The following is a 9,584-nucleotide window of genomic DNA, read 5'->3' on the forward strand; positions in this document are numbered from 1 at the left end:
GCGCTTGACCCAGATGGTTTCGTCGCCGCGGTCATAGCGCTGGATGCTCAAAGGCTGGCTCAGCACATGGGCGCGCAGGAAGGCGTCGTAGTCTGGCGATTCGGAAGGCGGGACGGCGGCAAACGGTTCGGACACGGCAGGCTTTTCTGGTGGGAGGCGCAGGGCGCCAAGCATGGACCGATTGTGCCGTGTCATGTCCGTTGCGCGGGGCAAGGCCTGTTTACGGGTTTGCACTGCGCATGGCGCTGGAAATCTGTGCGGCGGCACCCTGAAAATTGAGACAATCGTTTCATCTTTTCAGCCCTCATCAATCCATGAACTCCGAAGACAGTGGCAAGCTGGTGGCCGCCCTGGTGCGCGGCATCTCCGTACTGCAGTGCTTTTCCAACAAGCACCAGGAGCTCAGCGCCCGTGAACTGATGGACATGACGGGCCTGCCCAAGCCCACGCTGTTCCGCCTGATTGACACCCTGTGCGAACTGAACCTGATGCGCTACTCCGAGCGCCTGTCCAAGTACGTGCCGGGCGTGGGGCTGCTGAACCTGTCCTCGCCCGTGCTGGCGCGCATGCACATGCGCCAGTTCGCGCGGCCGCACATGCAGGAGCTGGCCAATCACCTGGAGGGCCAGATCCAGCTGGCCGTGGGCCACGGCCGCCAGCTGTGCCTGGTGGAGCTGGCCAACGGCCTGACCAACAAGGTCTTCCTGCCCGAGATCGGCGTGCACATCTCGCTGTCGCGCACCGCCACGGGCCGCGCCTACCTGCTGAGCCTGCCCGAGGCCGAGCGCGAGGCCTTCATCGCGGAACTGCAGGCCGACGATCCCGCACGCGCCCAGCAACTGCGCGAGCGGCTCGACGATGCGCGGCGCGACCTGGCCGAGCACGGCTTTTGCCGCAGCCACGGCGACCTGCACCGCGAGATCCAGTCCATTGCCGTGCCCATGTCCACGGCCCAGGACGGCGAGTACTGGGTGTTCTCGGTCTCCCTGCCCATCTACAGCCCGCAAAGCCGCGCGCTGGAAAGCGATGCCGGGCCGCGCCTGATCACGCTGGTGCGCCTGGTCGAAGGCATGCTGGGCGCCTCCAGCCTCTCGTGAATCAGCGGGCGCTGCGCCAGACTTCCTGCGCGCGCCCTGCGCTCACCTTCTCCCGCACGCTGGCGGTGTCGGAGCCTGCGGCATTCGCACGGCCCGGCGCATAGGCCTGGCCGTCAAAGCGTGGCGCGGGGCTGGCCTGCAGGGCGCCGCCTTCGGGCTGCAGATAGACGCCACGCGCCTGCAGGTGCGGGTGGCTGGCGGCTTCCACAGGGCTGAGCACGGCGCCGAAGCAGGCATCGCTGCCCTCCAGCAATTGCTGCCAGTGCGCGCGGGGCCGGGAGGCGAACAGCGTCTGCAGCTGCGCGCGCCGCGCGGGCCAGGCGGCGCGGTCCCACTGGGGGCCCTGGAACGCTGCGGCACCGGCCAGGCCCAGCCTGTCCAGCAGCAGGGCGTGGAACTGCGGCTCGATGGCTCCCACGGTGATGAAGCCGCCATCGGCACAGGCATAGGTTTCGTAGAACGGTGCACTGTCGTGGATGCTGTGGCCGCGCTCGTCGGCCACCAGACCGCGCTGGCGCGCGTGCAGCATGAGGTTGAGCATGTGCGCCGCACCATCGACGATGGCCGCGTCCACCACCGTGCCGCGCCCCGTGGCGCGCGCCTGCACGATGCCGGCCAGCAGCCCCGTCATCAGGTACATGGCGCCGCCGCCGATGTCGCCCAGCGTGGCAAACGGCGAGACCGGCCGGGCATCGGCCGGCGCGCATCCCCACAGCGCGCCTGAGACGGCCGCATAGTTGTTGTCGTGGCCGGCTGCATGGGCCAGCGGGCCGTCCTGGCCCCAGCCCGTCATGCGGCCATAGACCAGGCGCGGGTTGAGGGCCTGGCAGGCCTCGGGTCCCAGGCCCAGGCGCTCCATGGCGCCGGGCCGCATGCCCTCGATCAGCGCATCGGCATCGCGCACCAGGGCCAGCACCAGGTCACGCCCTTCGGGTGACTTGAGATCGGCGAACACCGAGCGCTTGCCGCGCGACAGCGCGGAGGCGGCTGAGGTGGCGGCGGGTTCCGCCTCAGGCCGCACGATGGACACCACATCGGCACCCAGGTCCGCCAGATGCATGGCGCAGAACGGCCCCGGGCCGATGCCGCCAATCTCCAGCACGCGCACGCTGTCCAGCACCTTCATGGCGTCTCCGTCGAAATCGGTTCAGTCGAGTTGCAGCTGGCGGCTGGTGATCAGCGCGCCCCAGCTCTTGCGGTCGTTGTCCACCAGCTGGGTGAACTGCGCCTGCGGCATGCCGCCCGGGCGGCCGCCGAGCTCGCGGTAGCGGCGCGCCACCTCGGGGTCCCGGAGCACGGCGACCAGGCCGTCGGTGAGCTTGCGCACCACGGCGGGCGGCGTCTGCGCGGGCAGGAAGAAACCCATCCAGCCGACCTTGTCGAAGTCCTGCAGGCCCAGCTCGGTGGTGGTGGGCACGTTGGGCAGCTCGGGCTCGCGCTGCGCGCCCGTCACGGCGATGGGATGCAGCTTGCCCGCCTTGATGTGCACCAGCGAGGCCGTGAGGTTGTCGAACATGAACTGCGTCTCTCCCGAGACGATGGCCGCCGTCGCCGGTGCCGAGCCGCGGTAGGGCACATGCACCACGTCCACGCCTGTGCGCTCGCGCAGCAGCTCGCCCATGAGGTGCGTGGTCTGGCCCACGCCGGCCGAGGAGAACGACAACTTGCCCGGCGCCTGCCGCGCGGCCTTGAGCAGATCGTCCAGCGAGCGCACCGGCGATGCCTGCGGCACGACCAGCACGTTGGAAAACGAGATCATGTCCGTCAGCGCCACGAAGTCCTCGGGCCTGTAGGGCAGCTTCTTGTAGGCCGTGTAGTTGATGGCGTTGGAGCCCGTGTTGCCCACCAGCACCGTATAGCCGTCCGGCTGCGCGCGTGCCACCTGGCTGGCACCGATGGAGCCGCCCGCGCCCGGCCTGTTGTCCACGATGACGGGCTGGCCCAGCCGCTCGCCCAGCTTGAGCGCCAGCAGCCGCGCGGGAATGTCGGTGGAGCCCCCGACCGCGCCCGGCACGACCAGGGTGATGGGCCGGGTGGGCCAGGCATCGGCTGCAATGGCGGCCGTGGCGCACAGCAAGGCAGCCGCCGCCAGCGTGAGACGTTTGAACATGGTGTTTCTTCTCCGCGCGTGTGCTGGGCCGGGGCGCTTCTCAGCGAGGACTCATCCGAATGGCACCGTCCAGGCGAATCGTCTCGCCATTGAGCATGGGATTTTCAAGAATGTGCAGCGCGGTCAGCGCGTACTCGGACGGGTGGCCCAGGCGTGCGGGGTTGGGCACGGAGGCGGCCAGCGACTGGCGGATGTTGTCGGGCAGCTTGGCCAGGATGGGCGTGTCGAACAGGCCCGGCGCAATGGTGCACACGCGGATCATGCGCGTGGCCAGGTCGCGCGCGGCGACGATGGTCATGCCGATGATGCCGGCCTTGGCCGACGCATAGGGAATCTGGCCGATCTGCCCCTCGTAGCCCGCCACCGAGGCCGTGAGCACGCAGGCGCCGCGCTCGCCTTGCACGGGCTCGTTGCGCGCCATGCTGGCGGCGGCCAGGCGCAGCGTGTTGAAGGTGCCGATCAGGTTCACGCGGACGATGCCCGTGTACTTGTCCAGCGAGCCCGGGCTGCCGTCCTTTTCCACCAGCCGCAGCGGCCCGCCCACGCCCGCACAGTGCACCAGGGCCCGGAACTCGCCGAAGTCCTCGGCGGCGGCAATGGCGGCGGCCATCTGGTCGGCGTCGGCCACGTCGGCCTTCACGAAGCGCAGGCGACTGCCGTGGCGCTGGCGGGCGGCGTCCACCATGGCCGCGCCGCGGTCCTCGTTCAGGTCCACCACCACCACGTTCAGGCCGCGTTCCAGCAGCGCCAGGGCCGATGCCTCGCCCAGGCCCGATACGCCGCCCGTCACCAGGGCCGTCATGTTCTCTTGCAGTTGCATGGATGTGTCTCCCGTGCCTGGCTCACAGGCGTTCGATGATGGTGGCGTTGGCCATGCCGCCGGCCTCGCACATGGATTGCAGGCCGTAGCGCGCGCCGCTGTCCTCCAGCGCGTGCAGCATGGTGGTCATCAGGCGGATGCCCGAGGCCCCCAGCGGATGGCCCAGGGCGATGGCGCCGCCGCGCGGGTTCAGCCGCTCGGGGTCGGCGCCCAGTTCCCTCAGCTCTTTCAGCCAGGCCAGGGGCACGGAGGCGAAGGCCTCGTTGATCTCGCAGTGGTCCATCTGCTCCAGCCGCATGCCGGCCTTGGCCAGCACGCGCCGCGTGGCGGGAATGGGGGCCGTGAGCATGTACAGCGGATCGTCGCCCACCACGTCCAGCGCCACGAAGCGCGCACGCGGGCGCAGGCCCAGCTGCTGGGCGCGCTTCTCGCTCATCAGCAGCATGGCGCTGGCGCCGTCGGTCATCTGCGAGGCATTGCCCGCCGTGGTGTGCCAGCGGATCTGCGGAAAGCGCGCCGACAGCTCGTCGTTCTGGAACACGGCCTTGAGCGCGCCCAGCTTCTGCGCCGTGGTGGCCGGGCGGATGGTCTCGTCGGCCGTGAAGAGGCCGGCAGGCGTGGTGATGCCCACGATCTCGCGCTCGAAGTGCCCGGCCGACTGGGCCGCATGGGCGCGCTGGTGCGATCGCGCGGCATAGGCATCCAGTTCCTCGCGGCTCAGGCCCCAGCGCGCGGCCACGAGGTCGGCCGACACGCCCTGGCCCACCAGCCCCGGTGCAAAGCGCGCATCGAAGCGTGCGCCCGTGGTGTTCTGCCCCATGCGCGAGCTGCCCATGGGCACGCGGCTCATGGACTCCACGCCGCAGGCGATCACCATGTCCTGCGTGCCCGACATGATGGCCTGCACGGCAAAGTGCACGGCCTGCTGGCTGGAGCCGCACTTGCGGTCAATGGTGGTGGACGGCACATGGGCCGGCAGGCCTGCGGCCAGCCAGGCCAGGCGGCCCGGCGTGCCGGCCTGCTCGCCAGCCTGGCTCACGCAGCCGGTGATCACATCGTCCACCGCGCCGGGGTCGATGCGGTTGCGCTGCACGAGCTGCTCCAGCACCTGGCTGAGCAGATCGACGGGGTGGAGTTGGGCCAGGGCGCCATCGGGCTTGGCCCGGGCCATGGGACTGCGGATGGCATCGACGATGACGGGAGTGTTCATGCTGATTTAATGAGACTGGAGGTTCACGAAATGAATGATAAGTCTCGAAATTTGCATTGAACAAAGCGTTTTCCCGGATGAAAAACCGCGAGCAAACAAAAATACTTGCTGAAACCCGATGAATTCGAGACGGCGGATTCAAAAAAGCAAAGGAGACAGGCGTGCATGACTTTCACAGCTGGGCCGATGCCCGGCCCGACCGCGTTGCGCTGACCATGGGCGACAGCGGCCAGCAGCACACGGCGGGCGCGCTGGCGCAGCGCTCGCGCGAGGTGGCGCAGTGGATGGCCGGGCAAGGCCTGGCGGCCGGCGATACGGTGGCCGTGCTGATGGAAAACCGCGTGGAGATCCTGGAGCTGGTGCTGGCCGCGCGCCTGGCGGGCCTGTACACGGTGGTCATCAGCACCCACCTGACGGCGCCCGAGGTGGCCTACATCCTGGGCGACAGCGGGTCGCGCCATGTCTTTGCCTCGGCCGCCACGGCGGCGCAGCTGCCGGCCGAACTGGCCCCCTCCGTGCATTCGGTGGACGGAGACTGCGCATCCACCGGCCTGCCGTCGCTGGCCGATGCCCTGGCCGCCTGGCGTGCGCAGGCGCCCGCGCCCATCGACCTGTCAGGCCGTCCGCTGGGGCGCGACCTGCTGTACTCCTCGGGCACCACGGGCCGGCCCAAGGGGATCAAGAAGGCGCTGCCGGCGGCGCTCTACCGCACGCAGGCCGACCCCGAATTCCTGGCCTGGCAGCGCAACATGGGCTTTGACGCCGACACGGTCTACCTCTCGCCCGCGCCGCTGTACCACGCAGCGCCGCTGCGCTACTGCCTGCGCACGCTGGACGGCGGCGGCGCGGTGGTGATCACGGCGCGCTTCGACGCACAGCAGGCGCTGGCGATGATCGAGCGCTACCGCATCACCCACAGCCAATGGGTGCCGACCATGCTGGGCCGCCTGCTGCAGCTGCCCGAGGAGGTGCGGCACGGCTATGACCTGTCCAGCCACCGCTGCGCCATCCATGCGGCCGCGCCCTGCCCGGTGGCCGTCAAGCAGGCGCTGCTGGACTGGTGGGGCGACATCCTGCTGGAGTACTACGCAGGCTCCGAAGGCTGCGGCATCACCCTGATCAACTCCGCCGAATGGCGCCGGCGTCCAGGCTCCGTGGGCCGCGCCAGCTACGGTCGGCTGCGCATCGTGGGCGACGACGGGCAGGAGCTGCCTGCGGGCCAGATCGGCCGCGTGTTCTTCTCGGACGTGGCGCCCTTCGCCTACCTCAACGACCCCGCCAAGACCCGCGAGGCCATCGACGAGCGTGGCTGGGCCACCTACGGCGACCTGGGCCATGTGGACGAGGAGGGCTACCTCTTTCTCAGCGACCGGCGGGCCGACCTCATCCTGTCGGGCGGCGTCAACCTCTATCCGCAGGAGATAGAGAACGCGCTGGCCACGCACCCGGCCGTGCAGGAGGTGGCCGTGGTCGGCGTGCCCGAGCCCGACTTCGGCGAGCAGCCCATGGCCGTGGTCGTGCTGCGCCAGGGCCATGCGGCCAGCGCCGAGATGGCGCGCGCCATCGTCGCCGAGGCCGGCGCCACGCTGTCGCGCCTCAAGCGCCCGCAGCGCCTGCAGTTCGTGGACGAGCTGCCGCGCCTGCCCACGGGCAAGCTGCTGCGCCGCGTGCTCAAGGACAGGCTGCGCGAGCAGCCCCACGCGGGCTTCAACCTGCGCAGCGCCTGAACGGCCCTTCCCCGTCTTTCCTCACCGACAACCACCGGATACCGACCCATGCAAGACCTGACCGAGCGCTCCGTCTACCGCGAAGACCATGAACAGTTCCGCGAGCAGGCCCGCCGCTTCTTCGAGCGCGAGATCGTCCCCCACCATGCCGAATGGGAGCGCCAGGGCATCGTGCCCAAGGAGGTCTGGCGCAAGGCCGGGCGCGAAGGCCTGCTCAACCCCATGCTGCCCGAGCCCTATGGCGGCGGCGGCGACTTCGGCCATGCGGCCGTGCTGCTGGAGGAGATCGCGCGCACGGGCGCCAGCGGGTTGGGCTTTCCGCTGCATTCGGACATCGTCGCGCCCTACATCCATGCCTATGGCAACAAGGTGCAGAAGGACCGCTGGCTGCCGCGCATGGCCGCAGGCGAGCTGATCGGCGCCATCGCCATGACCGAGCCCGGCGCGGGCAGCGACCTCAAGTCCGTGCGCACCACGGCGCGGCGCGAGGGCGACCACTACGTGCTCAACGGCCAGAAGACCTTCATCACCAACGGCATCAATTCGGAGCTGGTCATCGTCGTCGCCAAGACCGCGCCCGAGATGGGTGCCAAGGGCGTGTCCCTGATCGTGGTCGAGGACGGCATGCCCGGCTTCTCCAAGGGCCGCAAGCTCGAGAAGATCGGCCTCATGGCGCAGGACACCTCGGAGCTGTTCTTCGACAACGTGCGCGTGCCGGCCGACCACCTGCTGGGCGAGGAGAACGCGGGCTTCAGGTATCTGATGCACGAACTGGCCCAGGAGCGCCTGGTGGTGGCCGTGCGCGCGGCCGCCTCCATCGAAGCCTTTTTGCACAAGACCATTGCCTACACGCGCGAGCGCAAGGCCTTCGGCCAGCCGGTGTTCGACTTCCAGAACACGCGCTTCAAGCTGGCCGAGGCCAAGGCCCAGGCCACCATGCTGCGCGTCTTCGTGGACGACTGCATCGCCCTGCACCTGCGCCGCGCGCTCGCCCCCGACCGGGCCGCCATGGTCAAGCTCAATGCCACGGCGCTGCAAAACCGCCTGCTCGACGAATTCCTGCAACTGCACGGCGGCTACGGCTACATGACCGAATACCAGATCGGCCGCGCCTGGACCGATGCGCGCATAGGGCGGATCTACGGGGGCAGCGACGAGATCATGAAGGAGATCATCGGAAGGACTCTTTGAACCCCTGAGCCGCTGCGCGGCTTCCCCCTCTCTACTCGCTTCGCGAGGGAGGGGGACGGCGCCATCGCCCCGAGGCGGCTCTTGCTCGGCGCCCCTGACTTTGGGCCGCGCCCGTCTCAGGGGTCACGGGCGATCGGGGCGGCTGGGCTTTCGGGGCAAGTTCCGACCGGGCGCCACGGACATGGCGGCGCGGCTACACTGCGGGCCATTCATTCGAGGGGCTGGCCGTGGCCGGTTCCTTCTCCCTGTTTTCCCTAGAGATTTCCGCCATGTCCAACGACGCCCACGAAGCCACCGCCCTGCCCGACGAGCCTGCCCTGACGCCCGAGGCGCTAGAGGAGCTTGACGATCTGCTCGACGAGCTGCGCACGCGCGGCGAGGAGATTCCGCAGTGGGAGTTCTGCGACGGTTTCCTGACGGCGCTGATCTGCACGCGCCGCGAGGTGCCGGCCGCCGAGTGGCTGCCCATGCTGCTGGGCGACGGCGGCACGCTGGAGGTGGCCGAGGGCCAGCCGCTGCCGCTGATGGAAGTGTTCAAGGACGCGGCGCAGCAGGCTCGCTTTCTGGAGCTGGTGGGCCTGCGCATGGACGAGATCCGCACCCAGCTGGACGCCGACGTGAAGACGCTGGAAGACGACCGCACCTTCCAGCCCGAGGCCATGGACATGCGCGGCGCCATCCTGTCGCTGCCCGAGGAAGAGCGTCCCGATGACGGCGAGATTCCCTCGTTCGGCCAGATCTGGGCGCTGGGCTTCATGTTCGTGGTCGAGAACTGGGCCGAGGAATGGGCCGCCCCGCGCGACAAGGAAGCCGCCGGCTGGCTCAACGAGGCGCTCAACGCCGTCGTGGCCCTGACCGAGGACGACACCGGCAAGCCCGAAGTCTGCATGTACGACGAGGACGGCCCCGCCAGCACCAGCCAGGAGCGCGTGGAGCAGTTCGGCGAGGCCATCTGGGCGCTGTACGACCTGCGCCAGATCTGGAAGAGCATGGGCCCGCGCCAGGAAACCATCGTCAAGGGCGAGCAGCCGGGCCGCAACGACCCCTGCCCCTGCGGCAGCGGCAAGAAGTTCAAGAAGTGCCACGGCGCCTGAGCGCCCGCGCCACAGGCTTTGGATGCACGGGCCATGAGACATATCGGTGAACGCATACGCGCCCGCCGCGCCGAACTGGGCATGACCCAGGGCCGGCTGGCCGAGGCCGCAGGCATCACGGCCTCGGCCGTGTCGCAGATCGAATCGGGGGCCATCCGCACCCTCAAGAACGACACCCTGGCCCGCGTGGCCCTGGCGCTGCAGACCACGGCGCTGGAGCTGACGGCGGGGCTTGAAGACGACAACGCGCCGCTGCCCGTGGACGAGCAGCGCCTGCTGGAAAGCTACCGCGCCCTGCCTGCACCGCTGCAGGAGATCGCGCACAGGCTCATAAA

The 9,584-nt window shown here is 69.4% G+C and carries 9 protein-coding genes; 5 read left to right on the forward strand and 4 right to left on the reverse strand.

What is annotated here, in order from left to right:
- The first annotated feature begins 314 nt into the window (after positions 1 to 314).
- Positions 315 to 1,097, forward strand: coding sequence for an IclR family transcriptional regulator (locus L995_RS28705; RefSeq protein ID WP_016450517.1), 783 nt, complete (start codon positions 315 to 317; stop codon positions 1,095 to 1,097).
- 1 nt (position 1,098) lies between these two features.
- Here L995_RS28705 and L995_RS28710 read toward each other — a convergent pair whose 3' ends face one another.
- Genes L995_RS28710 through L995_RS28725 form a run of 4 tightly spaced genes read right to left on the reverse strand, consistent with a single transcriptional unit; the run spans position 1,099 to position 5,237 of the window.
- Positions 1,099 to 2,223, reverse strand: coding sequence for a CaiB/BaiF CoA transferase family protein (locus L995_RS28710; RefSeq protein WP_047474784.1), 1,125 nt, complete (start codon positions 2,221 to 2,223; stop codon positions 1,099 to 1,101).
- Positions 2,224 to 2,244: 21 nt separating this feature from the next.
- Positions 2,245 to 3,207: a Bug family tripartite tricarboxylate transporter substrate binding protein gene (locus L995_RS28715; protein ID WP_047474785.1), complete on the reverse strand. Its 963-nt coding sequence runs from the start codon at positions 3,205 to 3,207 to the stop codon at positions 2,245 to 2,247.
- A 40-nt stretch (positions 3,208 to 3,247) separates the two neighbouring features.
- Positions 3,248 to 4,027: an SDR family NAD(P)-dependent oxidoreductase gene (locus tag L995_RS28720; RefSeq protein WP_016450520.1), complete on the reverse strand. Its 780-nt coding sequence runs from the start codon at positions 4,025 to 4,027 to the stop codon at positions 3,248 to 3,250.
- A gap of 22 nt (positions 4,028 to 4,049) precedes the next feature.
- Entirely contained in the window at positions 4,050 to 5,237 is a 1,188-nt protein-coding gene (locus L995_RS28725) for a thiolase family protein (RefSeq protein ID WP_047327981.1), read from the reverse strand.
- Positions 5,238 to 5,398: 161 nt separating this feature from the next.
- On the opposite strand from L995_RS28725, the gene L995_RS28730 reads away from it, so the two are divergent.
- The 4 genes from L995_RS28730 to L995_RS28745 all read left to right on the forward strand — a co-directional run.
- Positions 5,399 to 6,964: an AMP-binding protein gene (locus L995_RS28730; protein WP_047474786.1), complete on the forward strand. Its 1,566-nt coding sequence runs from the start codon at positions 5,399 to 5,401 to the stop codon at positions 6,962 to 6,964.
- A 48-nt stretch (positions 6,965 to 7,012) separates the two neighbouring features.
- Positions 7,013 to 8,155, forward strand: coding sequence for an acyl-CoA dehydrogenase family protein (locus L995_RS28735; RefSeq protein ID WP_047474787.1), 1,143 nt, complete (start codon positions 7,013 to 7,015; stop codon positions 8,153 to 8,155).
- Between the two features lie 269 nt (positions 8,156 to 8,424).
- Complete coding sequence (locus L995_RS28740) at positions 8,425 to 9,249, forward strand: YecA/YgfB family protein (RefSeq protein WP_013804727.1); 825 nt, start codon at positions 8,425 to 8,427, stop codon at positions 9,247 to 9,249.
- Positions 9,250 to 9,282: 33 nt separating this feature from the next.
- Positions 9,283 to 9,584 (forward strand): helix-turn-helix domain-containing protein (locus L995_RS28745; RefSeq protein ID WP_047474788.1); only part of this gene is annotated, 302 nt, incomplete at its 3' end.

The sequence above is a fragment of the Delftia sp. ZNC0008 genome, from assembly GCF_000799035.1.
Taxonomy (GTDB): domain Bacteria; phylum Pseudomonadota; class Gammaproteobacteria; order Burkholderiales; family Burkholderiaceae_C; genus Comamonas; species Comamonas tsuruhatensis.

Coding starts and splice junctions, on each gene's coding strand:
- L995_RS28705 (WP_016450517.1), top strand. CDS start 315: ATGAACTCCGAAGACAGTGGCAAGCTGGTGGCCGCCCTGGTGCGCGGC.
- L995_RS28710 (WP_047474784.1), bottom strand. CDS start 2,223: ATGAAGGTGCTGGACAGCGTGCGCGTGCTGGAGATTGGCGGCATCGGC.
- L995_RS28715 (WP_047474785.1), bottom strand. CDS start 3,207: ATGTTCAAACGTCTCACGCTGGCGGCGGCTGCCTTGCTGTGCGCCACG.
- L995_RS28720 (WP_016450520.1), bottom strand. CDS start 4,027: ATGCAACTGCAAGAGAACATGACGGCCCTGGTGACGGGCGGCGTATCG.
- L995_RS28725 (WP_047327981.1), bottom strand. CDS start 5,237: ATGAACACTCCCGTCATCGTCGATGCCATCCGCAGTCCCATGGCCCGG.
- L995_RS28735 (WP_047474787.1), top strand. CDS start 7,013: ATGCAAGACCTGACCGAGCGCTCCGTCTACCGCGAAGACCATGAACAG.
- L995_RS28740 (WP_013804727.1), top strand. CDS start 8,425: ATGTCCAACGACGCCCACGAAGCCACCGCCCTGCCCGACGAGCCTGCC.